The organism is Kitasatospora sp. NPDC092039 (genome assembly GCF_044756065.1).
GTDB lineage: Bacteria > Actinomycetota > Actinomycetes > Streptomycetales > Streptomycetaceae > Kitasatospora.
In genome coordinates, this window is record NZ_JBIVSD010000006.1 from 159,797 (window position 1) to 181,369 (window position 21,573).

Consider the following 21,573-nt stretch of genomic DNA (forward strand, 5'->3'; position numbering starts at 1 on the left):
GCCTTCGGGCGATCCGCCATCCACCGAGATCCGCGAACGGCAGGTACAGGTCGTTGTCCACTTCGTCGTCCAGCCCGTTGTCCAGTCCGTCGTCCACGACAGAGCCGACAGAGCCGGCCGAAGCCCGCATCGAGGACGCGCACAACGTCCTGGTCGCGCCTGCGACACTGCGCAACGATGACCTGGTCAGGGGATTCTTCGGGTCCACGGTGTCACCGGAGGAGCTCGCCTCCGGTTCGCCCGACCTCGCCCGGAAGACCGTCTACCTGTGCGGCGACATATCCGGGACCAGCGCCCGCCGTCTGCGGGCGGCCGCCCGGGTGTTCGTCGTCCGGGAGCTCTCGCCCGGCTACCCCGAGGACGTCGACCAGCAGCCCTGGCCCCTGGTCGGCCTCGGCCGCGTCCCCATCCGGGTCCACGGCGTCGGCGTCTACTACCGCCGCTTCTTCGGACTCGACGCCGATCACTTCGGACGGATCCGCGCGGAGCACGAGTTCCAGTCCCTGACGGAGTCCACCAAGCCCGGCGCGGCCCACCGCAGCGGAATCTACCTGACGCCCGTCACACCGCACGAGGACGGCCTGCACTTCCGCCTGCTCCGGTGCTCCACGAACCTCTCGGGGCCGACCGAGAACTTCGGCCCGACCGACACCCGGATCGTCGAGGCCCTGAACCACGAGGCCGCCACCGTCTTCCGGAACCAGGCGCCGCTGAACCACGTCCTCGCGCAGATCTACCACAACACCCTTGCCACGCCCGAGCGCAAGCAGTCCAAGGCCAGGATCTCGTCCCACGCCGACAAGACCAAGGACATGCCCGTCAACGGCATCATGGCCTTCTGCACCTTCTACGACGGGCTCGACAAGCTCCGCCCCCTGGCCGACGACGCCTTCGACCACGGCGTGAAGGGCACCAGCGGGCTGACCAGACTCCACTTCCGCCGCAAGGAGTCGGCCGGAGACCGGGACGGCACCGCGTTCCCCCCGCAGTTCACCGTGACGCTCTACCCCGGCTCCGTGTTCTTCATGCCGCTGTCCACCAACCGCCTGTACACGCACGAGATCCGGCCCTCAGCCCTGGACGCCGAGCTGCTCCCGACCCGGCTGGGATACGTGGTGCGCTGCTCGAACACCGAAGCCGTCCACCGGGACGGCCGGACGTTCCTCCAGGTGGCGGGGGAACCGGTCGAGTTGGCGCCGCCCACACCGGACGGCATGGACGAGCTGCGCAGGCTGTACGCCGAGGAGAACAGGTCCTCGTCCTTCGTCGACTACGGCGACGGCTTCCTCTTCAGCATGAACACGGGAGACTACCGTGCCCCTCGGATCTAGAGCCTCGGACGAGGTCCGCTCCTACGTGCTGCCGACCGGGGCCGACCTCTTCGCGGAACTGTCCGCGTCGACCCGCTGGGAGGACGTGGGCAAGGGCCGGCGAGGCGCCGTGCTCACCAGGCCCGACGAGGCGGGTGGCGTGCCCCTCGTCCGCACGACCACGCGGTACGGCAGCCCGGCGCAGCGTTTCCGGCCGGTGCACGAGCGGCTGGCGCAGCAGGTCCAGGAACACGCGGCACTGCCGGTCGGCTTCGACAACGCCCTCGTCGAGTGCTACACGAACGCCTACACGACCATGGGCGGCCACTCCGACCAGGCCCTCGATCTGGCCGACGGGTCGTCCATCGCCGTCTTCTCCTGCTACCGGCAGCCCGAAGCGAGCCCGCCGAGGAAGCTGGTCTTCGAGTCGAAGGAGGCCGACGGCGAGAGGTTCGAGATCCCCCTCGCCCACCACGGTGTCGTGGTGTTCTCCGTCGGGACGAACCGGCGGCTCAGGCACAGGATCGTCCTGGACACGCCCGGCCGGGCGGCGGACAACCTGTGGCTGGGCGTCACCTTCCGCACGTCGAAGACGCTTCTCCGGTTCCACGACGGACACCCGCACCTCCCGCAGGGCGCGCGCCTCGTGCGGGCCGACGAGGAGCAGAGCCGCGAGTTCTACCGGCTACGGCGCCGTGAGAACCAGGAGACGGACTTCACCTACCCCGTGCTGACGTACACCGTCAGCGAGAGCGATCTGCTGCCGCCCGTCTGACGCCGCGGCCCCTGAACGCCCGTCCGGGCCCGTTCCCCCCACCGCTTCTCGCCGGAGGCCGGCCCCCGTCCGGTGCCGGGGGCCGGTCGCACGGGCGGTCCTGCTGGGCATCGGCCTCACCGTCCACGCCAACCACCGACGCCGTCGCGGTGGCACGGCCGACCAGTGGCCGCGGAGCTACGACCAGTGGCAGCGGCTCCACCAGGTGTGGCGGGCGAGCCGGCTGTGCCGGCGCTGCCAGGTCGCCTTCCTCCCCGCGGCACCGCCGCGCCCCGACTCCGCCGCCCCGCCCGTGACCGCCCTGGCGCGGTTCCCCGAGTGGACGGTGACCGTCGCACGTCAGGGCGACGGCCCCGGCGCCCCCGCCGCGTCGGACTGACCCACCCACCAGGTCGGCGTCAGGGGGCGGGTGTCCGGCCGCCGGACACCCCGGCGGCACGGTCGCACAGCTCGACGAGGGGGCCGAGGAGCCGGCCGCCGTACGCGCGGGCGGTGGCGCAGGGGTCCGTGTCGGCTTCGGCGGCCTGGCCCCCGGGCGGCCGGGCGGCGTCGGGGGCGGGCCGCGGTCGGGGACCGGCGGCCGGAAGATGCGGTCGATGCCCCGGGGACGGCACCGGGGTGCGCCCCGCCCGGGGTCCGTCCTCGCCCGGGTCGGCGGCCGGGTCCTCCGGTTCGCCCGCGGGCACGGCGTCCGGCGCGGGGGCGGGCTCCACGACCGCCGGCTCCGGCGCGGGCGGCACGGGGCCCGGTGCCGGGGAGGTCGACGGCGCGGAGCGCTGCAGGGCTCCCACCACGGCGGGAGCGACCGGCTGCTCGTCGGGGGCCGGTCGCGGGCCCGTCCCGAGGTAGGCCCGCGGGCCGGCGTCCGCCGCTCCCGTGAGCAGCGCCGTCGCCAGGACGACCGCGACGACGGCGCCGCGCCCGAACGCCCGGACCGGGGACGGGCAGGCGGGCGGGCGACGGGCGGGCGGGACCGCGGAGGGGGCGGCCGCCGCCGACTCCGCCCGGCGCCGGCAGACCTCCGCGTTGCGCGAGGCCGTCCACTGCTCCGGCGCCCCCAGGCGGGCCCACGCGGTGGCGGCCGCGGTGAACAGCTCGGCCGCCCGCCAGGGGTCCCCGTCGACCGCCGCGACGTACGCCCGCACCTCCTGCGCTCGCAGCGCCTCCGGGTCCCGGGCGCCGCGCTCCAGGGCGACGCGGTGGTGGAGCTCCTCGGCCAGGCGGGCCGCGAGGGCGGTGTCCCCGGCCTCCATGGCACCCCGGATCAGCGCCACCCGGGCGGCGTAGGCCGCCGGGGGCTTCTCGGCGGCCGTCCTTGACGACGTGTCGGCCGGATCGGTCATTGGGCCCCTCGCAGGTGGTCTCCGAACGATGGAACACGTCACGTATACCGGTCGGTGCGGCCCCGTCGCCGGGCCCCGGTCAGCCCATCGGGTGAATCCGTCCCCGCCCGACCGGGGAGGCGGTCCGGCGTTCGGGCCGCTCCCGACGGCCCGGCCGCCGGTCGGCGCGCCCGTGCCGCCGCCGTGCCGGAATCGCCGCTTCGAGTGACAGGCCGACGGCGTGGGGCGCAGGCCCGGCAGTGGTGAACCGGGCCGCTCCGACCTCCCCGCGCGGGAACCACCCGCCACGGTCGGGCGGCCCACCCGGTACGTCTTTCGCCCGAACCCCTTGACAGGTATAGACCACTCCGCTTGAGTCTGGGGCAGCCCCGCACCGGCCCGCACCCCGGTCCGCCCGTCCCCCACGACGTGCCCCACCGCGCGGGGCCCGGCTCCCCCTGCCCCGACGTCCCTACCTCCACGACCGTGCGGCCCCACACCGCACAAGGGGTGATCAAGTGTCCACGAAACGCCTGCTCGCACTGCTCTCCACCGTCGTCACGGCGCTGGCGGTGGTCCTGCTGCTGCCCGCGGCCAACGCCAGCGCCGCCGTCTGCGCCACGCCCTGGAACTCCTCGGCCGTCTACACCGGCGGCGCCGCCGTCTCCTACAACGGCCACAACTGGCTCGCCAAGTGGTGGACCCAGAACGAGCCGCCCAGCACCGGCGGTTCAGGCGTCTGGTCCGACCAGGGCGGCTGCGGCACCGGCCCGACCCCGACCGCCACGCCGACGTCCACCGGCACCCCGAACCCGGGCGGATTCCCGGTCAGCAAGGCCCAGTTCGACCAGATGTTCCCGAACCGGAACCCCTTCTACACCTACCAGGGCCTGATCGACGCCCTCGCCGCCTACCCCGCCTTCGCGGCCACCGGCAGCGACACCGTCCGCAAGCAGGAGGCCGCGGCCTTCCTCGCCAACGTCAACCACGAGACCGGGGCGCTGGTCTACGTGGTCGAGCAGAACACCGCCAACTACCCCCACTACTGCGACACTTCGCAGCCGTACGGCTGCCCGGCCGGGCAGGCCGCGTACTACGGGCGCGGGCCGATCCAGCTGAGCTGGAACTTCAACTACAAGGCCGCCGGGGACGCCCTCGGCATCGACCTGCTGCACAACCCGAATCTGGTGCAGACCGATCCGGCCGTGGCCTGGAAGACCGCGCTCTGGTACTGGAACACCCAGAACGGGCCGGGCACCATGACCCCGCACAACGCGATCGTCAACGGCTACGGCTTCGGCGAGACCATCCGCAGCATCAACGGCTCGCTGGAGTGCGACGGCCGCAACCCCGCGCAGGTGCAGAGCCGGATCAACGCCTACCAGCGCTTCACCCAGCTGCTCGGCACCGTACCGGGCGACAAGCTGAGCTGCTGAGCGCCCGAGGCCCGCGGTCGGCCCTCCGCGGCGGCGCGCACCCGGCCGGGTCGGCCGGGCACGCCACCGCGGAGGGCCGGGGCGCCGACGCGGCGAGGGCCCGGGGCGCCCCGTACGGCGGCCGACCGGGCGGCGCCGTTCGGGGCGCCCCGGTGTCACACCAGCGCCGCGCCGCCGTCGATCGCGAGCGTGGTGCCGGTGACGTAGGCGTTGGACAGGACGAAGAGGTAGGCCGCCGCGGCCTCCTCGGCGGTGCCGACGCGCCGCGTGAGCAGCCCGGCCCCGGCGCCCTGGAGGAAGGCCTCCGGGTCCGGGACGCTGCCGTCCCACAGGCCGGTGCGGATCACACCGGGCTGGACGACGTTGACGCGCAGCGGGGCGAGTTCGACGGCGAGCGCCCGGGACAGGGCCTCGATTCCGCCGGTGACCCCCGCCGTGAGCGTGGTTCCGGCCAGCGGGCGGATCGCGAGCACGCCGGAGCTGAAGGTGATCGAGCCGCCGTCGCGCAGCCGCGGTGCCGCGTACTTGGCGGAGAGGAACGCCCCCCAGAACCGGCGCTCGAAGACGGCCCTGGCCTCCCGCGGGGTGGTGTCGGCCAGCGACTTGATCACCAGGGCTTCCCCCGCGGTGTAGACGAGGTGGTCGAACTCGCCCACCTGATCGAAGAATTCGGCGATGGCGTCGCCGTCGGCGACGTCCAGGCGGCGGCCCTCGGCCGGTGAGCCCAACCGCTTCGTCGCGGCGTCCACCCGGTCCTGGCTGCTGGAGGCGACCACCACGTCCGCGCCGGCCGCCACGGCCTGCCGGGCCACCTCGAAGCCGATGCCGGAGGTGCCACCGATGATCACGATCTTCTTGCCGGCCAGAGACATGGGTCCCGCTCCTTCGTCGATGCGGCGCCGGGGTTCGGCGACCGCCATGGCACGAACGTACGACTCCGCGGCGAGACGCTGAATGACTGGAGGTCTCGATTCCCTGTCCCATCGTCTCGCCGCGCCGGCACTAGAGTGGCGTTGTGGACATCCTCAGCGACACACTCGAAGTCCTGCGCACGGGGCGCCCGATGGTGACCCGCACCGACGCGCACGCCCCGTGGGCCCTGGGGTTCCAACCCGTCTCGGGAGCCGGGTTCCACGTGGTCGTGGAAGGGCACTGCCACCTGCTGCCACCGCACGGCGAGCCGCTCGCGCTCGGCCCCGGCGACATCGTGTTCCTGCGGCGCGGCAGCGGACACACCCTGGGCGACGTGCCGGGCCGCGAGCCGGTGGACTTCGTCCCGGAGCGCGTGGACCGTTCCTCGCCGATCGGCCGGGTCACGGTGGACGGGCCGGGGCCGCGCACGGTGCTGGTGTGCGGCGCGTACGCGATCGACGTCGACCGCCCGCATCCGCTGTTCGGCGACCTGCCGGAGGTCCTGCACCTCCCCGCGGTCCCGGGCCGCCACCCGGTGCTGCGCTCGGCGGTCGATCAGCTGTGCGCCGAGTTCCACGCGCCGCAACCGGGTTCGGACGCGGTCGTCACGGCGCTCATCGATCTGCTGCTGCTGTACATCCTCCGGTCGTGGTACGCCGAACTGCCGAGGGAGCGGACCACGGGGTGGACGGCCGCGCTGACCGACCCGGCGGTGGCCCCGGCCCTGAAGGCGATCCACGACGATCCCGGCCACCCCTGGACCGTGGAGTCGCTGGGCACCCGCGCCGGGCTGTCCCGCGCGGCGTTCGCCCGCCGCTTCGCCGCGGTGGTCGGCGAGCCGCCGTTGACGTACCTGACCAACTGGCGGATGGCCACCGCGGCGCGGCTGCTGCACCGATCGCCGGCCCCGGTGGGCACGATCGCGCAGCGCGCGGGGTACACCTCGGAGTTCGCCTTCGCCAAGGCCTTCAAACGGCACTTCGGATCGCCGCCGGGGGCCTACCGCAAGCAGGTCAGGACGGCCGGCGACGAACCCGCCGTACACGGCTGACGTCGCGGACACGACCGACGGTGAGGGCCGCCCGGGTGCCGGCCGCGGGTACCAGCGGGTTCCGGGAGACGGTCAGGGGTTCGCGCGGTCCCCGGAAGGCCGCCCGAACCAGCGGCTCGCGGCCCGCTGGAACGCTTCGGCGTCGGCGTGGCCGTCCGCCCACGCCACGACGCCGTCCGGCCGGACGAGGAGGGCGGCGAATCCGAGGTCGTCGCGCGCGGGTCCGGCCGCGTGGTGGATCCGGCCCGCCCAGCCCCCGGCCGCGGCCCGCAGCGCACCGTCGCGGCGGAAGTCCAGGAGCACCCCCCGGCCCTGGCTCAGCAGTTCACCGGGGCGGGTGCCGTCCCGGAAGCGGAAGCCGGGGGCGCTGTGGCCGACGAGCGGCTGCTCGCCGCCCAGGTCGTAGCGGTGGAACAGTCCCGACGTCCGCCGGTACACCTCGGACCGGGCCGGCGCCCGCGATCACTACGTCCTGCATGGGGCTTTTCCCTTCGAGTCCCTTCGGGGAGTCCCTCGGGGAGTCCGGTCGGCCGACCGGCCCGGTGGGGGCGGGGTCAGCGCAGGTGGGCGAGGCCGTGGAGGACGACGGCGACGCCGGTGAGGAACTGCTCGCGGTCGTCGTGCGCTCCGGCCTGGCCGGCGACGGCGCGCATGAACGGGTAGGAGTCGGTATCCAGGTCCTGCCACGCCCGCGCGGTCGCGTCGACGGACTCCGCACGGTCCGCGTCGGGGTCGATGCCCGAGGTGTCCCCCTCGACGCGGGTGTTCTGGCTGATCGCGCCGAGGAGGTAGTGCACGAGCGTCGAGGCGGCGTCGAACCAGCGGGCCCGCGGGACGCCCAGGGCGCCGACCTGCCGGCCGAGCCTCTCGAAGATCCCCACCGTCACCGGGCCGACCGGGTTGCGGACGACCTGGAGGGTCAACCGCGTGGCGAGCCACGCGTGTTCGGCGATGGCGTCGAACAGGGCCGGCGCGACGACGCGGATCTCGTCCTCGGGCGAGGCCTGCGCCCCGGCGGGCCCGGTCGCCAGGGCCGCGGTGATGACGGTTTCCGTCGCCGCGTCCAGCAGTTCGTCCCGGTTGCCGACGTGGTGGTAGATCGCCCCCGAGCCGGTGGCCAGGCGGTCCGTCATCGCCCGGACGGTCAGGGCGCCCTCGCCACCGCCGTCGAGGAGGCGGATCGCGGTGTCGATGATCTGCTCCCGGGAGAGCTCCTGGTTACGCCGCTGCGCGCCCGGCGGGGCCGTGCGCGCTCGTGCTGGCATGCTCCGAACATGGCACAGTTTGGAGCGCTGCACCAAGTTGGATCGCTGAACCAACCTGGAGCAGCGCTCCATGCGCCCGGCTACCAGGAGGAGTTCTTGTACAGGTGCCTGACGGTCACCGTCGCGACCAGCCAGGCCGAGACGGCGCACCCCAGGGTCACCGGGAACGGCCACTGCACCAGCGTGAGGACGGCCGCGCCCACGGCGGTCACCAGAGCCGTCCCCGCGAGCAGCATCGCCGGGCTGTTCCGGACCACCCGGTTCCGGCCGGGCAGTCCGCAGGCGGTCACCACGGTGCCCCCGGCGATCAGCAGCGCGGCTTCCGCCAGACCGAGCCAGACCTGCCAGGACAACGTCAGGGTGCTCACCTCGTGCCCGTCGTGGGCGATCCGGACCACCACGCCCTTCCAGATCCTCAGGTCCACGGCGGTGCCGGACTCCACGTGCCGGTAGAGGGGTTCGTCGACCTCGTACTCCTGGGCGGAGCCCGCCCCGCGTGCGATGCCCAGGAAGTAGGCGGCCCCGTCCTCGACGGAGACGGACGTCCACTTCCTGGTGACCCGGCCGCTCTCCAGCAGCAGGCAGTCGGCGTCCGCCCCGGGCGTCGGAGTCCCGCAGACGGGAGCGGTGCGGTAGCCGCCCCGCTCCTCGTAGGCGCCGACGAACAGCACGAAACCGAGGACGACCAACGGCAGACCGGCGAGGGCGATCAGAGTGCGCGCGGTACGGGATTCCCGCCATCGCCGCTCCGGCCTGCCCGGAGTCCCCGCCCTACCGTCCATCGGATCCCCACCTGTCCTGTCTCGTCCGTGCCGCAGCGACGGTCGAGGGCCGCCTCGGCCCTGCAGCCCGCCCCTGCGGCGCCGCCACGTCAGCGAGACCGCTCGACCGCCCCCGGGAGGTCCGGGACGGGCGGGCGGGGCGCTGCGGCCGGCACCGTCGTCCACCGTCCCGAATCGTTACCCGTTCCGAGGCCGCCAAGCGCGCCGTCCGTCAGTTGTCGGACGGGCCCCGGCCTCCGCCGCCCGGCGGCAACCGTCGGGTGATCCGGTCGAACAGCTCCGTCAGCGGCTCGCTCACCTCGTGGCCGACCCCGGCCGAGCTGCGCATCAGCCCGGACGTCCAGCGGGTCCTCGGCCGCGCCCCGCGCCCCTTCTCCGCCTGGGCCGCCCGCAACCTCGCCGCCTTCCGTTAGGGCGTGCCCGGTCGGGAACCCGCGCCGGACCGCCCCGGGCACGCGCCCCCGCGTCCGGCCCCGCACGTCCATGGCGTGCGGGGCCGGAACAGCACTGGGCGCTGACGGTCAAGCCGCCGGCGCGGACCGGCCCTAGCGTTCCCCGGGGAGGGAAATGAGGGCCCTCCCGGGACCGCCCGACGACGTCGACTTCCCCCCGTACCGTCGCGCCGTCGGGCGTCCCTCCGACAGCGTGAGATGAGGCGAGCAGGTGGTGCGTCGATGACCGGGACCGACGGCGGGCAGGTCGGCGAGGCGAGCGGTTCGGCCTGGTCGCCGCTGCGCCGCCGCGTCTTCCGCGACCTCTGGCTGGCCCAGTTCACCTCGAATGTCGGCAGCTGGATGCAGACCGTCGGCGCCCAGTGGCTGCTGGTCGGCCACGGCGCGGCCCAGGTGTCCCTGGTCCAGCTCGCGGCGAGCCTGCCGATGCTCTTCCTCGCCCTGCCGGCCGGGGTCCTCGCGGACCTCGTGGACCGGCGCCGCCTGCTGCTGGTGATGCAGGCCGCCATGGCCCTGGTGGCCACGGCGCTCACCGTCCTGGCGTTCACCGGGCGGCTCGGCTCCTGGACGCTGCTGGCCCTCACCTTCCTCCTGGGCTGCGGGAACGCGCTCAACGGCCCGGCCTGGCAGGCGGTGCAGCCCTCGCTCGTCCCCCGGGCGGAGCTGCGCCAGGCCGCGGCGCTGGGGGCGGTGAACATGAACCTGGCGCGCGCCGTCGGCCCGGCCCTCGGCGGAGTCCTGGTCGCCACCCTCGGGGTCGGCTGGACCTTCGCCGTCAACGCCGCCTCCTTCCTCGCGATCCTGGCCGTGCTGGCGACCTGGCGCCCCGGCGCCGAGGCGGGCGCGCCGCGACCGGGCCAGGAGCGCGAGCACCTGCTCGCGGCCCTGCGCGCCGGCGGCCGGTACGTCCGCAGCGCTCCCCGGATCCGCCGGATCCTGCTGCGCAGCGCCCTGTTCGTGCCCGGCGCCTGCGCCCTGTGGGCACTGCTGCCGATCTCCGCCCAGCAGTCCCTCGGCCTCGGCGCGGCCGGGTACGGCCTCCTGCTGGGTGCCGTGGGCCTCGGGGCGGTCGCGGGAGCGGCGGCGCTGCCGGCGCTCTCGCGTCAGGTCGGCGGCGACGGCGCGCTGGCGCTCGCCGGGACCGTCTTCGCGGGGGCGCTGGTGGCGCTGGCCGTCGGACCGAGCGTGCCGGTCGCCCTCCTGGCCCTGGTGGCGGCGGGAGCGGCGTGGATCACGGCGCTGTCCACCCTGAACGCGGCTCTGCAGGTCGCCCTGCCGGCCTGGGTACGGGCCCGGGGCTCGGCCTTCTACCTGCTGGTCTTCCAGGGCGGCAACGCGCTCGGCTCGCTGGTCTGGGGGCAGGTCGCCCAACACGCCGGCGTGTCGGTGGCGATGGCCCTGGCGGCGGCGGTCCTCCTCGGCGGGGTGCTGTCGCTACGACGGCTGCCGCTGCTCGGCGGCCGGGCCGACCCGACGCTCTCCGAGGCCTGGCCCGAACCCCGGCTGGCCGTCGAACCGGCGCCCCAGGACGGACCGGTCCTGGTCACCGTGACCTACCTGGTCCGGGAGGGGAAGGCGCCGGCGTTCGTCACGGCGATGCGGAAGGTGGAGGCCTCCCGGCGCCGGACCGGCGCCGTCGCCTGGGGCCTGTACCGGGACACCGCCCGACCGGAGCGGTACGTCGAGACGTTCACCGTGACGTCCTGGTCGGAGCACTGCGCCCAGCACCACGGGCGCTACACCGGCGCCGACCACGCCTTCGAGACCGACGCCCGCACGCTGCTCACCCGGGACCCGTCCGTCACCCACGCCATGACGGTGCGCCACTGACGCACCGCGAGGAGCGGCCCACCGGTGACGGCCGGCGCGGCCGCCCTCCCTTCCCTCCGAGACCACGCAGGCTACTGGTCGGGGGGACGTGGGCGGAAGGGCTAGATGAAGATGATTATCAACGCTACTCTGTCCCCGCTCGCCGCATGACGGTGAGCAGACAGGTTCTCGTCGCCGATCCGCGACGAGTGGGCTGAGGGGCGGTCACCTTGGTGGAGACGAGTCTCGGCAGCGCCCGGCACCTCCAGGTGGCACCGGCGGAAACCCCGCCGCGCCGGAGGAGCGCGCTGCTGATCGGGGCGGTGGTCGCCGTCGTGGCGGCCGTCGCCCTGGCGGAGGTGTGGGACACGGGCGGGGTGCGGACCTGGCGGACGGTCATGGTCGCCATCGTCGTGCAGGGCGTGCCGTTCCTGGTGCTGGGCACGGTGGTCTCGGCGGCGATCGGGGCGTTCGTCCCCGACCGGGTGTTCACCCGGGTGCTGCCGAAGAACCCGGCCCTCGCCGTCCCGGTGGCCGGCGTCGCCGGGGCCGTGCTGCCGGGGTGCGAGTGCGCGTCCGTGCCGGTGGCCGGCAGCCTGATGAAGCGCGGGGTGGCGCCGGCGGCCGCGCTGGCGTTCCTCCTCTCCGCGCCGGCCGTCAACCCGGTGGTGCTGGTCGCCACCGCGATCGCCTTCCCCGGCGAACCGGAGATGGTGCTGGCCCGCCTGCTGGCCTCGCTGCTCACGGCGGTCGTGATGGGCTGGCTCTGGGCGGCCTTCGGGCGGCCGGAGTGGCTGCGGCTGCCCAAGGGCCCGGCCGGTCACGGCGAGGGCGGCGCGCGCAACCCGCTGGAGGAGTTCCGGCGCGGCCTGCAGCACGACTTCCTGCAGGCCGGCGGCTTCCTGGTGGTCGGCGCGGCGGCCGCCGCCACGTTCAACGTGCTCGTCCCGCCGTCGGTGCTGCGGGTCTTCGACGACTCGCCCTGGCTGGGCGTTCCGGTGCTCGCCCTCCTCGCCGTGATCCTGGCGGTCTGCTCGGAGGCGGACGCCTTCGTCGCCGCCTCGCTCACCGGCTTCTCCCCCGTCGCCCGGCTCGCCTTCATGGTCGTCGGCCCGATGGTCGACCTCAAGCTCATCGCCCTCCAGTCGGGCGCCTTCGGCCGCGCGTTCGCGCTGCGGTTCTCCACCGCCACCTTCGTGGTCGCCGTCCTCGCCAGCATCGTGATCGGAGGGGCCCTGTGAAAGCCACCGTTCGGGACCTCGCGCCGTGTCTGCTCGTCGCGCTGGTCGGCGCCGCCCTGCTGCGGATCACCGTCGGCAGCGACGTGTTCCTGCAGTACGTCAAGGAGGGCCTGCGGATCCCGCTGATCGCCTCCGGGACGGTGCTGCTCGGGCTGGGCGTCGCCGGCGTGGTGCGCCGGGTGACCGCGCGTCGGCAGGAGCCGGTGATGCGGTTCGGCCGGGACGCCGAGGGCAACGCGGTCTGGCACCGGCCCACCGGGGACGACGGACACCCGGACGACCACGGGCACGACCACGGCGGCCACGGTCACGGACTGCGCGTGGCCTGGCTGCTGGCCGTACCCGCCGTACTGCTGCTCTTCCTCGCCCCGCCCCCGCTCGGCTCGTTCACCGCTGCCCGGGACGGATCGGACGCCGTCGTGGAGCCGGCGACGTACGCCGGGCTGGCGGCGCCGCCCACCGCTCCGGGCGCGGCCGGCGCGGGTGCGGGCGTCCGCGTCGACGTGGTCACCCCGATGTCGCTGACCGAGTTCATCGGCCGCAGCCGCGACCCGCAGAAGAGCCTGGAGGGACGCAGGGTCCGCCTCACCGGCTTCGCCTCCCCCGGAGCGAATCCCGGCGAGTGGTACCTCAACCGGCTGGTCGTCGGCTGCTGCGCGGCGGACGCCCGCCGGCTGCGCGTCCTCGTGCACGACACCGGCCCCGCCCCGGCCGCCGACAGCTGGGTCGACCTCACCGGGACGTGGCGCCCCACTCCCGACGCGTCCGCCACCGCCGCGCCGCGGATCGACGTGTCCGAGCAGCACGCCGTCCCCAAACCCCGCGCCCCGTACCGGGACCTGCCGCCCTCGGACGGCTGACGCGGCACACCGCGCACGCGCCGTCGTGCCCTTCCGCCGCGAGGAGCCGCAGTTCTCGCACTGCGGCTCCTCGCGGTCTCACGGCTTCAGCAGCCCCCGCTCGTAGGCCCTGACCAGGTTGCGCGGCACCAGGTGCTCGCGGCCCTCCACCGTGATCGGGACGAGCTGCGGGGCCGCGGCCTTCCACTGCGACCGGCGGTGGCGGGTGTTGCCGCGGGAGGTCTTCCGCTTGGGTACGGCCATGGGAACGGCTCCTATCGGGTGGTCGAGGCGTAGGGCAGCAGGGCCATCTCGCGGGCGTTCTCGACCGCCCGGGCCATCGCCCGCTGCTGCCGCACGGTGAGCCGGGTGACCCGGCGGCCGCGGATCCTGCCGCGGTCGGAGACGAACCCGCGCAGCAGGTCCGTGTCCTTGTAGTCGATGGAGGTGATGCCCGCCTCGACGAGCGGGTTCGGGCGCGGCCGGGTCGGACGTCCGCCGACGGGTCGCTTGGCCATCTCGGTTCCTCTCTCTGGTCAGGACACGGGTTCGAGCAGGCCCTCGAAGGCATCGGGCAGGTCCTTCCACCCCCGCTCCCCCGCCATCAGTTCGGCATCGGTGAGCAGGCAGGAGTCGAGCAGGTCGGTGATCCCGTCGACGTCCAGGCCCTCGGCGATGAAGACGAGTTGCTGGACGCGGTCGCCGTGCGCGGGATGCCAGTCGAGGGCCGCGGCGGCCCTGCGGGCGGGCGGGTAGAACTCCCAGGCGGCGTCGGGGAGCCCGGCCAGCCACGGGCCGCACTCCTCGACCGCGAGGTTCGCGCCGGCGGCGTCCCAGGCCAGCATCGTCCCGGGCCGGTTGGCCAGCCAGAACCGTCCGCGGCTGCGCTGGGCGGCCGGGACGAGCAGTTCGAGCGCCTCGTGGAACCGGCCGGGGTGCAGCGGGCGGCGGCGCTCCCAGACCATGGTCGCCACGCCCGCGTCGTCGGCCTGCTGCGGCAGCAGGGCGAGTGCCGGGTTCACCCGGTCGCGGGCGGCCGCCACGTCGAAGCCGCCGAGCGCGGCACGCAGCAGTTCACCGGTGCCGAGCAGCACCCGCCGGGCGGTCGGGTGCAGCTGGCGCAGCATCGCGAGGCCGGTCTCACCGCCGCGGGCGACCGCGATGGTCGTGGCGTACTCGATCTGGTGGGCGAGCGCCTCGGCCCGGGTACGGGTGTCGTCCGGCGAGGTGTGCTCGCCGTGCTCGGCCAGGTCGTCGGGGACGGAGAGTTCGCCGGGCAACCGGTCCGGGTCGACCGCGACCACGGTGCCCGCCAGTTCGAGGAACTCCTCCGCAGCCCGGCCGTCCACCTCACCGCCGGCCAGCACCTCGGCCGCCGGGTGCGGGTCGCTGCCGCCCCACAGCTCCACGACGGCCAGCCCGTGCTGCCCCTCCTCGGCCAGGCGCAGCAGCTCGGGCAGCAGGTCCTCGCGCAGGGCGCAGCAGGGGCAGTCGTTGGTCAGCGGGACGTCCGCCGTCGCGATGGTGCCGGAGGCGTCGCGGAGTTCGCGACGGACCGTACGGCGCGAGGCGTCGCGCAGGTCGTGGTGGAGGACGACGCCGTTGACGCTGCCGTCCAGCAGCTCCTGGACCGCGCGGCGGCGTTCCGCGCGGTGCAGGCCCGCCACCACCACGACGGGGAGCCTGACGTGTTCGGGCACCGCGCTCACCAGCTCGACTTGCGCACGCCCGGCAGCTGTCCGGCGTGGGCCAGGGTGCGCAGGTTGATCCGGGAGAGGCCGAAGGCGCGCTGGTAGCCGCGCGGACGGCCGTCGACGCCGTCGCGGTTGCGGACGCGGGTGGCGCTCGCGTCGCGGGGCTGGCGGGCGAGTTCGCGCTGCGCGGCCGCCCGCTCCTCGGCGGTGCTCGCCGGGTGGGCGATGGTGCGCTTCAGCTCGGCGCGGCGCTCGGCGTACCGGGCGACGGTCGCACGCCGCCGCTCGTTCTTGGCGATCTTGCTCTGCTTGGCCATCAGACCTTCTCCCCCCGGGGCTCGGACGCGGGCGACGGCGGCCTCGATGCCGATGGCGTCGACGGTCTTCAGGCCCTTGGTGCTGAGGGTGAGGCGGACGTACCGGCCCTCGCTGGGCAGCCAGTAGCGCTTGCGCTGGATGTTGGGGTCGAAGCGGCGGCGGGTTCGCCGGTGCGAGTGGGAGATCGCGTTGCCGAAGGACGGCTTGCGGCCGGTCAGTTGGCAGTGTGCGGACATGGTGACGACTCCGTTGCTCATCGTGCGGGCAGGCACAGGACTCACCCCGGGACGGGCGTGCCGCCCCCTGGATGCCTTCCCCACCCTACGCTAGATGAAAACGAATTTCATTTCGCTATAGTGGGAGCACACACCGACGAGGGGACATCCATGGCCCGCAACGAACTGCGCCCGATCATCAAGCTCCGCTCCACCGCCGGCACCGGCTACACGTACGTCACCCGCAAGAACCGCCGGAACGACCCCGACCGCCTCGTCCTGCGCAAGTACGACCCCGTCGCCAGGCGGCACGTCGACTTCCGCGAAGAGCGCTGACCACCCCCGCACCACCAGGAGGACCACTGCCATGAAGCCCGGAATCCACCCCGAGTACCGCCCCGTCGTCTTCCGCGACAAGGTCGGCGGCCTCGCCTTCCTCACCCGCTCCACCGCCACCGGCACCGGCACCGTCGACTGGGAGGACGGCAGCACCTATCCCGTCATCGACGTCGAGATCTCCTCCGCCAGCCACCCCTTCTACACCGGCCAGACCCGCGTCCTGGACACCCAGGGCCGCGTCGAACGCTTCCGCCGCCGCTACGGCACGGCTCAGGGCTGATCCGACGGCCCACCGCGGCAGGCGGTCGCCGCCGACCGGTCGGCTCCTCGGCCCCGCCAGGACGGACCGGGAGGGCCTGCCCATCGGGGGCAGGCCCTCCCGGGCGTTCCGTCGGTCACCCGGCGGCCGTGCGCCGCCGCCTCACCCCCGCGCCCGCACCCTGGCGGCGCCCGGGCCGGATCGCGGCCCCGGCCAGGACGTCCGGGCTCGGTACGCGCGGCGGCCGGCTGCCGGAGCAGGGGCGCGGCCCACTACAGCGCGGCGAGCTGGTCCGCGAGGTCGTCGAGGCCCAGCGAGCCCTGGGCGAGGGCCTTCATGTGCCACGCCCTGAGGTCGAACGCGGCGCCCTGGCGGCGGCGGGCGGCCTCACGCCCCGCCAGCCAGGCGCGCTCGCCGAGCTTGTAGCCGATCGCCTGGGCGGGCCAGCCGAGGTAGCGGACGATCTCGCTGTCCCGCAGTTCCGCCGGACTGCCGTTGTACGTGGCCATGAACTCCGTGGCGAGTTCCGGTGTCCAGCGCTCGCCGGGGTGGAACTCCGCGTCGGCGGGAACGGCCAGGCCCAGGTGCATGCCGATGTCGATGATCACCCGGATGGTGCGCAGCATCTGCTCGTCGAGGAAGCCGAGGCGGTGGGCCGGGTCGTCGAGGAAGCCGAGTTCGTCCATCAGGCGTTCGGCGTACAGTGCCCAGCCCTCGACGTTGGCGCTGACCTTGCCCAGGGTGGTCTGGTAGCGGCTGAGCCGGTCGGCGACGGCGACCCACTGGGCGAGCTGCAGGTGGTGGCCGGGGACGCCCTCGTGGTACCAGATGCTGACGAGCTGCCAGGTGGGGAAGGTCTGCCGCCCCACGGTGGGGAAGTAGGTGCGGCCGGGGCGGCTGAAGTCCAGGCTGGGGGCGGAGTAGTACGGCGAGGCGGCGCTGCCCGCCGGGGCGATCCGGGACTCCACCCGGCGCAGCGGGCCGGAGATGTCGAAGTGGGTGCCGTGGAGAGCGGTGATCGCCCCGTCCATGAGCTGCTGCAGCCAGTCGCGGACCGCCTCCTCGCCCTCGACGGCGGGGCCGTGCTTCTCCAGGTGGTGCATGGCCTCCAGGACTCCGGCCCCGGGCAGCACCCGGTCGGCCGCGGTGCGCATCTCGGCCGCGGTGCGGCGGAACTCGTCCCAGGCCCAGGCGTAGGCCTCGTCCAGGTCGACGTCGGCGCCGGTGTGGTGGCGTACGGCGATCCGGTACCGCTCCCGGCCGACGGCATCCGGGGTTCCGGTGGTGGCGGGGGCGTAGGTGTCGCGCAGCCAGTCGCGGAACCCGGCGACGGCGGCGGTGGCCCGGAGGGCGGCGGCGTCCAGTTCGCCGCGCAGCCGCTCGGGGCCGGAGGCGACGAACTCGGCGAACCAGCCCGCGCCGCCGGTGCCTCCGCCGGTCCAGGCGGTGAGCTGGTCGACGACGGCGGCCGCCTGGCGGGGTGCCGCGAGCAGGCGCCGGTCCATCCCCTCGGTGAGGGTCGCGCGGTACCCGTCGAGCGCGGCGGGCAGGTTGCGCATCCGGCCGGCCACCGCTGCCCAGTCGTCGTCGGTGGCGGTCGGCATGTAGGTGAAGATGTCGCGTACCTGGTGGACGTGGGCGGCGATGTTGCGCAGTTGGCGGAAGTGCTCGCCGGAGTCGTGCACCGCCAGTTCGGCGGTCAGGCGCTCACGGAGCAGCCGGGCGCAGGCCAGGTCGGCGGGGTCCGCCGGGGCGGGCAGCGCGGCGAGCGAGGTGAGCGTGCCCCGGGCCAGGCCGGCGAGTGCCTCGAACCCCTCCGGCGAGAGGTCCGGCTGCCGCTCGTCCCCCGGGTTCAGGCCCAACCAGGCGGCGACCAGCGGAACGTGCGCCGCCACCTGTTCGAGGTGGCGGTCGGCGATGGTGCGCGCGGTGATCGTTTCGTTTGCCATGCCGTCATCCTGATCCATCGACAGCTCCGCACGACAGTCGGCCGGCCTCGCAGCCGGGCGGGCCTCCGGCAGGCCGCCCGCAGGACGGACCGGCCACGCTCACCCGCCGTGCCCCGTCCGGCCGGGTCCGAAGCACGGATACCCCGGCAACGGGTCCACGCCCCATCCGTCGGCGACGTCCCGCGACAGCCGGCGCATCGTCTCCGTGAAGGCGGGGAGACCGGCCAGTCGCGCGGCCGCCTCCCAGCGGTGCTTGAGCACCTGACGCCGGGTCGGCACCGGCCGCCGGGTGCGGTGCATCGGGCCGTCCTCGGCGGCGCGCGGGAGCAGGCGTACGGTCGCGTCCACCGTCCACACGGCGACGGCCTGCCGCATGCCGTCCTCCCACACCGCGTCGTCGGCCAACGCCGGGTACACCGGTACGACTTCGGCCCGGTACGCCGCCTCGATCCGCCGGGCGAGCCCGGCCGGGAGGGCGAAGACGCACCAGCAGGTGGAGAACGGCATCCGGCAGTACGCCGCGGTCAGGAACACCGACTGGTAGCAGGCGACCTCGAAGTCGATCAGGCGCAGCCCCTGCGGGGTCAGCAGGTTGTTGTCCGGGCAGGTGTCCCCCGGCGTGAACGCCGGGTACTCCTCTCCGCCCGCCGTCCCGATCCGCGCGAGCTCCTCGGCCAGCCCGTCCGGCACCGCGACGCCGGACTGCTCCAGGACGCCGGGGAAGGCGGTCGCGTTGCGCGCGATCCACGGCTCGTCCGCCCAGGTCGGCATCCCCCTGTCGTACCGCGCCCACAGCCGGGCGAGGTCGGCCTGCCGGTCCACCGAGCGGGCGGCCAGCCGTCCCAGCCCTGCCGCCCAGGCCAGCAGCCCCTCCTCCGCGGCCGCCGGGTCGTCGCCCAGCAGCAGGTCCGCCAGGGTGGGGGCGCCCCCGAAGTCCTCCAGCACCACCAGCGGCACCTCCGGGTCCACCCCGAGCAGCGGCGGGCCGGCCAGCCCGAGCGCGAGCCCGGCCGCCTCCGCCGTGAAGCCGCGCAGCGCGTCCGGCCCGCCGGTGTAGGCCTTGACGACGACGCTCCGCCCGTCGGCCGTCCGGCAGCGCAGCACGGTGGTGCGGCTGCTCCCGCCCAGGTCGACGGCGTCGTGCAGCGGGGTCGTCAGCAGTCGCTCGGCGGCGCGCAGGATCTCGTTCACCCGCGCATCCTGCCACCGGCCGCCGCTTCAGCCGACGACGGGGCTGCGGCGTTCGATCAGGACGGTGTCGCGCCAGCGGCCGTGGTGGCGGGCGACGCGCTCGCGGGTGCCGATGACGCGGAAGCCGGTGCGGGCGTGCAGGGCGAGGCTGGCGGTGTTCTCCGGGAAGACCGAGGACTGGATCGTCCAGATCCCCGCCCGCTCGGTGGAGGCGATCAGCGCCTCCAGCAGGCGACGGGCCACGCCCCGGCCGCGGGCGCCGGGGTGGACGTAGACGGAGTGCTCGACCACCCCGGCGTAGGCCGGGCGGGCGGAGACCGGGCTCACCGCGGCCCAGCCCAGCACCCGGCCGTCCGCTCCGAGCGCGACGTACCGGTGCTCGGGCAGGCGGGCGGCGTCGAAGGCCTCCCAGGTCGGCACGGTGGTCTCGAAGGTGGCGTCGCCCTCCTCGATGCCCGCCCGGTAGACGGCCAGGACCTGCTCGGCGTGCTCGGGGCCCATCGGGACGGGAGCCGGGAGGGAGGTGGACACCGGGGCGTGCTCCAGGGGTGCGGGTCGGGTCGGTGGCCGAGGCCGAGGAGGGCGGCCCGGGTGGTCGGGCGGCCCGGCCGGGAGGGGCCCGGCCGGGAGGGGTCCGGCCGGGAGGGGTCCGGTCAGGACTGGGAGGCGTTCTGGCGCGCCCGGTAGTTGGCGGCCTTGACGCGGTTGCCGCAGGTGCGCATCGCGCACCACTCCCGGCGGTGGCCCCGCGAGCGGTCGAGGTAGACCTGGGTGCACTCCGGGCGGGCGCACTCCCGCAGCAGCGCGGCCTCCTCCCCGCCGACGAGCCGTACGGTCTCGCGGGCCAGCGTCGCCAGGGCCTGGGAGACCGACCCGGTCAGGGTGACGCCCTCCGGAGCGAGCCGGACCGTCACCGGCAGGCCGGAGGCGTGCAGGTTGACCTCCGCCACCGCCTCGGCCGGGAGCGGCCGGCCGTGGAGCCGGGCCGCGACCAGGTCGTAGATCGCCTCGCGCAGCCGCACGGCGATCGCCACCTCGGCCTCGTTCGCGCCGGGCGCCGCGTCCAGCGTCCCCGACTCGACGAACCAGTCGTCCAGCAGGGCGGGCGTGGCCAGTTTCTCCAGAGGCTCCGCGTTGCGCCGGGCGCGCAGCGTGCCGACGAAGTCCAGGGCCGGGGTCCCGCAGGGGAATGCGTGATTCACGTAACCATACTGGCCAGTGACAAGGCCCGAGGCAAGTCCTCCGCCGTGGCCGGCCGCGGACCGCCCGGCACCTCGGGGGTGGCACCGGACCCGGCGCCACCCCCGAACCGCCCCTGCGGACGGCCTACTTGGCGAGGGTCTCGTACGCCGCCTGGGCGTGGGACTCGTTGATCTGCCCCTGGAAGAACACCTCGTTGTTGATCGTCACGTCACCGCGGGTCGTGCCCACCACCCAGGACGCGTGGCTGCTCGGGTCGACCCACAGGATCGGGGCTCCGCTCTGCGCCAGGTTCCCGCCGCACAGCATGAGCCAGATCCCCTGGCCCGGGTACTTGGGGTCGGCACTGGCGAAGGCGCCGCAGGTGGTCTGGGTGCCGGACGGGTAGTACACGGTCGTGAAGGCGCCGGTGGGATCCTTCGGGTCGCCGAACGAGACCCCGTAGCCGCCCATGATCTCGGCCAGCCCCTTGCCCTGCTCGTTGACGCCGAGGTCGAGGTAGGCGACGTCGCCCACCGGCGATCCGAGGGTGTAGTTGCCGGCGAGCGCCGCCCGGTTCATCGGGAACTTCCCGTACGGCGTGCTGCCGTTGTCGTACGCGGGCACGAACACGACGTTCTGCGCGTCACCGCTGGAGTTGCGGATGCAGTGCGCGGCGGTCTCCACCATCCCCTTGAGCTTGCCCGGGGTCACCGAGACCCCGCCGCACTCCCTGGCCTGCCCGTTCCGGGTGAAGAACAGCTTGCCGACGCGCCGGTCGTAGGTGCCGGCGAGCCGCTGCTCGGCGGTGGCCCCCGAGGCGGCTGCTCCGAAGGCCGCCGCTTCGGAGCCGGCCGCTTCGGAACCGGCCGATCGGGAGCCCGCCGCGTCGGGGGCGGCCGCGGTGCCGCCCTCCGAGTCGAGCACCGCCTGCCGCATGCGCTCCGGGGTCCAGTAGGCCGCCGCGTCGGCACCCGCGGTGGCCGTCGCGACCGTGACGGGCCTCGGCGCTGCCGCGGTGCCGAGGCCCGCCGCGCCGGCGGGGGCCGTTCCGAGGAACGCCGTGAAGGCGAACAGGGCGCCGGCGAAGGCCGCGGCACCGGCCGTCGTCTTTCCGTGGCGAATCATCATTCCACTCCTTTGGCGGATTCTTCGCCGTCGCTGAACGGAATCCGGCGGGCGGTCGGCCGCCATCGCCGATCCGTGCCGCGACGGGCGTTACTGAAGACGTGTCA

At 74.6% G+C, this 21,573-nt stretch carries 23 protein-coding genes and 2 pseudogenes; 10 read left to right on the top strand and 15 right to left on the bottom strand.

From position 1 onward, the window contains the following. Nucleotides 1-53: 53 nt before the first annotated feature. The gene (locus tag ACIQI7_RS14585; protein WP_401109135.1) at nt 54-1,331 is read left to right on the top strand and encodes a hypothetical protein; all 1,278 of its coding nucleotides are present in this window, start codon (nt 54-56) and stop codon (nt 1,329-1,331) included. Continuing rightward, nucleotides 1,315-2,085, top strand: a complete 771-nt coding sequence (locus ACIQI7_RS14590; protein WP_401109138.1) for a hypothetical protein — start codon at nt 1,315-1,317, stop codon at nt 2,083-2,085. Before ACIQI7_RS14585 ends, ACIQI7_RS14590 begins: the two co-directional genes overlap by 17 nt. A gap of 398 nt (nt 2,086-2,483) precedes the next feature. Here ACIQI7_RS14590 and ACIQI7_RS14595 read toward each other — a convergent pair whose 3' ends face one another. Further along, on the bottom strand, nt 2,484-3,428 hold the full coding sequence (locus ACIQI7_RS14595) for a hypothetical protein (RefSeq protein WP_401109140.1): 945 nt from the start codon (nt 3,426-3,428) through the stop codon (nt 2,484-2,486). 497 nt (nt 3,429-3,925) lie between these two features. On the opposite strand from ACIQI7_RS14595, the gene ACIQI7_RS14600 reads away from it, so the two are divergent. After that, the gene (locus ACIQI7_RS14600; RefSeq protein ID WP_401109142.1) at nt 3,926-4,843 is read left to right on the top strand and encodes a glycoside hydrolase family 19 protein; all 918 of its coding nucleotides are present in this window, start codon (nt 3,926-3,928) and stop codon (nt 4,841-4,843) included. Nucleotides 4,844-4,998: 155 nt separating this feature from the next. On the opposite strand, the gene ACIQI7_RS14605 is transcribed toward ACIQI7_RS14600, so the two are convergent. Continuing rightward, a complete protein-coding gene (locus ACIQI7_RS14605) occupies nt 4,999-5,715 on the bottom strand; it encodes an SDR family oxidoreductase (RefSeq protein ID WP_401109145.1) in 717 nt (238 codons plus the stop codon). A 143-nt stretch (nt 5,716-5,858) separates the two neighbouring features. Here ACIQI7_RS14605 and ACIQI7_RS14610 point away from each other — a divergent pair, with 143 nt between their 5' ends. Then, a complete protein-coding gene (locus ACIQI7_RS14610; protein WP_401109148.1) occupies nt 5,859-6,806 on the top strand; it encodes an AraC family transcriptional regulator in 948 nt (315 codons plus the stop codon). Nucleotides 6,807-6,878: 72 nt separating this feature from the next. Here ACIQI7_RS14610 and ACIQI7_RS14615 read toward each other — a convergent pair whose 3' ends face one another. The 3 genes from ACIQI7_RS14615 to ACIQI7_RS14625 all read right to left on the bottom strand — a co-directional run bounded on the left by ACIQI7_RS14615 (nt 6,879) and on the right by ACIQI7_RS14625 (nt 8,853). Beyond that, the gene (locus ACIQI7_RS14615) at nt 6,879-7,244 is read right to left on the bottom strand and encodes a hypothetical protein (RefSeq protein WP_401109150.1); all 366 of its coding nucleotides are present in this window, start codon (nt 7,242-7,244) and stop codon (nt 6,879-6,881) included. Between the two features lie 116 nt (nt 7,245-7,360). After that, the gene (locus ACIQI7_RS14620; protein ID WP_401109153.1) at nt 7,361-8,071 is read right to left on the bottom strand and encodes a TetR/AcrR family transcriptional regulator; all 711 of its coding nucleotides are present in this window, start codon (nt 8,069-8,071) and stop codon (nt 7,361-7,363) included. 80 nt (nt 8,072-8,151) lie between these two features. Then, complete coding sequence (locus tag ACIQI7_RS14625) at nt 8,152-8,853, bottom strand: hypothetical protein (RefSeq protein WP_401109156.1); 702 nt, start codon at nt 8,851-8,853, stop codon at nt 8,152-8,154. 305 nt (nt 8,854-9,158) lie between these two features. On the opposite strand from ACIQI7_RS14625, the pseudogene ACIQI7_RS14630 reads away from it, so the two are divergent. The 4 genes and pseudogenes from ACIQI7_RS14630 to ACIQI7_RS14645 form a co-directional block, all read left to right on the top strand. Then, a pseudogene (locus ACIQI7_RS14630) lies at nt 9,159-9,266 on the top strand (NmrA family transcriptional regulator); the annotation flags it as partial. 261 nt (nt 9,267-9,527) lie between these two features. Further along, complete coding sequence (locus tag ACIQI7_RS14635; protein WP_401109159.1) at nt 9,528-11,135, top strand: MFS transporter; 1,608 nt, start codon at nt 9,528-9,530, stop codon at nt 11,133-11,135. Between the two features lie 248 nt (nt 11,136-11,383). Next, complete coding sequence (locus ACIQI7_RS14640) at nt 11,384-12,355, top strand: permease (RefSeq protein WP_401109732.1); 972 nt, start codon at nt 11,384-11,386, stop codon at nt 12,353-12,355. Beyond that, nucleotides 12,352-13,215 carry a TIGR03943 family putative permease subunit gene (locus tag ACIQI7_RS14645; RefSeq protein ID WP_401109161.1) on the top strand — a complete coding sequence of 288 codons (864 nt, stop codon included), beginning with the start codon at nt 12,352-12,354 and terminating at the stop codon, nt 13,213-13,215. Before ACIQI7_RS14640 ends, ACIQI7_RS14645 begins: the two co-directional genes overlap by 4 nt. 78 nt (nt 13,216-13,293) lie before the next feature. Here the strand turns inward: ACIQI7_RS14645 and rpmF are convergent, their stop codons facing one another. From rpmF to rpmB, 5 genes and pseudogenes are all read right to left on the bottom strand, one after another. After that, a complete protein-coding gene (gene rpmF / locus ACIQI7_RS14650) occupies nt 13,294-13,458 on the bottom strand; it encodes a 50S ribosomal protein L32 (RefSeq protein WP_401109163.1) in 165 nt (54 codons plus the stop codon). Nucleotides 13,459-13,469: 11 nt separating this feature from the next. Beyond that, nucleotides 13,470-13,712: a 30S ribosomal protein S18 gene (gene rpsR / locus ACIQI7_RS14655; protein ID WP_401109166.1), complete on the bottom strand. Its 243-nt coding sequence runs from the start codon at nt 13,710-13,712 to the stop codon at nt 13,470-13,472. Between the two features lie 18 nt (nt 13,713-13,730). After that, nucleotides 13,731-14,894: a CobW family GTP-binding protein gene (locus ACIQI7_RS14660; protein WP_401109167.1), complete on the bottom strand. Its 1,164-nt coding sequence runs from the start codon at nt 14,892-14,894 to the stop codon at nt 13,731-13,733. 5 nt (nt 14,895-14,899) lie between these two features. Then, nucleotides 14,900-15,205, bottom strand: a complete 306-nt coding sequence (gene rpsN, locus ACIQI7_RS14665) for a 30S ribosomal protein S14 (protein WP_401109735.1) — start codon at nt 15,203-15,205, stop codon at nt 14,900-14,902. A 9-nt stretch (nt 15,206-15,214) separates the two neighbouring features. Further along, nucleotides 15,215-15,442 (bottom strand): annotated as a pseudogene (gene rpmB / locus ACIQI7_RS14670) (50S ribosomal protein L28); the annotation flags it as partial. Between the two features lie 150 nt (nt 15,443-15,592). On the opposite strand from rpmB, the gene rpmG reads away from it, so the two are divergent. Further along, the gene (gene rpmG / locus ACIQI7_RS14675; protein WP_350741047.1) at nt 15,593-15,757 is read left to right on the top strand and encodes a 50S ribosomal protein L33; all 165 of its coding nucleotides are present in this window, start codon (nt 15,593-15,595) and stop codon (nt 15,755-15,757) included. A gap of 31 nt (nt 15,758-15,788) precedes the next feature. Further along, nucleotides 15,789-16,040 (top strand): type B 50S ribosomal protein L31, encoded by a 252-nt coding sequence (locus ACIQI7_RS14680; protein ID WP_401109170.1) that lies wholly within the window; start codon nt 15,789-15,791, stop codon nt 16,038-16,040. Between the two features lie 251 nt (nt 16,041-16,291). Here ACIQI7_RS14680 and ACIQI7_RS14685 read toward each other — a convergent pair whose 3' ends face one another. The 5 genes from ACIQI7_RS14685 to ACIQI7_RS14705 form a co-directional block, all read right to left on the bottom strand. Then, nucleotides 16,292-17,968 carry a DUF885 domain-containing protein gene (locus ACIQI7_RS14685; protein ID WP_401109172.1) on the bottom strand — a complete coding sequence of 559 codons (1,677 nt, stop codon included), beginning with the start codon at nt 17,966-17,968 and terminating at the stop codon, nt 16,292-16,294. A 99-nt stretch (nt 17,969-18,067) separates the two neighbouring features. Beyond that, the gene (locus tag ACIQI7_RS14690; RefSeq protein ID WP_401109174.1) at nt 18,068-19,159 is read right to left on the bottom strand and encodes a hypothetical protein; all 1,092 of its coding nucleotides are present in this window, start codon (nt 19,157-19,159) and stop codon (nt 18,068-18,070) included. A 27-nt stretch (nt 19,160-19,186) separates the two neighbouring features. Then, on the bottom strand, nt 19,187-19,660 hold the full coding sequence (locus ACIQI7_RS14695; protein ID WP_401109738.1) for a GNAT family N-acetyltransferase: 474 nt from the start codon (nt 19,658-19,660) through the stop codon (nt 19,187-19,189). A gap of 152 nt (nt 19,661-19,812) precedes the next feature. Next, nucleotides 19,813-20,361 (bottom strand): CGNR zinc finger domain-containing protein, encoded by a 549-nt coding sequence (locus ACIQI7_RS14700; protein ID WP_401109176.1) that lies wholly within the window; start codon nt 20,359-20,361, stop codon nt 19,813-19,815. 124 nt (nt 20,362-20,485) lie between these two features. Further along, a complete protein-coding gene (locus tag ACIQI7_RS14705) occupies nt 20,486-21,469 on the bottom strand; it encodes a trypsin-like serine peptidase (RefSeq protein ID WP_401109178.1) in 984 nt (327 codons plus the stop codon). Nucleotides 21,470-21,573: the final 104 nt, after the last annotated feature.

Bases quoted from the DNA above. Each gene is read 5' to 3' on its own strand.
- ACIQI7_RS14595 (WP_401109140.1), bottom strand. From the start codon at position 3,428: ATGACCGATCCGGCCGACACGTCGTCAAGGACGGCCGCCGAGAAGCCC.
- ACIQI7_RS14605 (WP_401109145.1), bottom strand. From the start codon at position 5,715: ATGTCTCTGGCCGGCAAGAAGATCGTGATCATCGGTGGCACCTCCGGC.
- ACIQI7_RS14620 (WP_401109153.1), bottom strand. From the start codon at position 8,071: ATGCCAGCACGAGCGCGCACGGCCCCGCCGGGCGCGCAGCGGCGTAAC.
- ACIQI7_RS14625 (WP_401109156.1), bottom strand. From the start codon at position 8,853: ATGGACGGTAGGGCGGGGACTCCGGGCAGGCCGGAGCGGCGATGGCGG.
- ACIQI7_RS14635 (WP_401109159.1), top strand. From the start codon at position 9,528: ATGACCGGGACCGACGGCGGGCAGGTCGGCGAGGCGAGCGGTTCGGCC.
- rpmF (WP_401109163.1), bottom strand. From the start codon at position 13,458: ATGGCCGTACCCAAGCGGAAGACCTCCCGCGGCAACACCCGCCACCGC.
- rpsR (WP_401109166.1), bottom strand. From the start codon at position 13,712: ATGGCCAAGCGACCCGTCGGCGGACGTCCGACCCGGCCGCGCCCGAAC.
- rpsN (WP_401109735.1), bottom strand. From the start codon at position 15,205: ATGGCCAAGCAGAGCAAGATCGCCAAGAACGAGCGGCGGCGTGCGACC.
- rpmG (WP_350741047.1), top strand. From the start codon at position 15,593: ATGGCCCGCAACGAACTGCGCCCGATCATCAAGCTCCGCTCCACCGCC.
- ACIQI7_RS14680 (WP_401109170.1), top strand. From the start codon at position 15,789: ATGAAGCCCGGAATCCACCCCGAGTACCGCCCCGTCGTCTTCCGCGAC.
- ACIQI7_RS14685 (WP_401109172.1), bottom strand. From the start codon at position 17,968: ATGGCAAACGAAACGATCACCGCGCGCACCATCGCCGACCGCCACCTC.
- ACIQI7_RS14695 (WP_401109738.1), bottom strand. From the start codon at position 19,660: ATGGGCCCCGAGCACGCCGAGCAGGTCCTGGCCGTCTACCGGGCGGGC.
- ACIQI7_RS14705 (WP_401109178.1), bottom strand. From the start codon at position 21,469: ATGATGATTCGCCACGGAAAGACGACGGCCGGTGCCGCGGCCTTCGCC.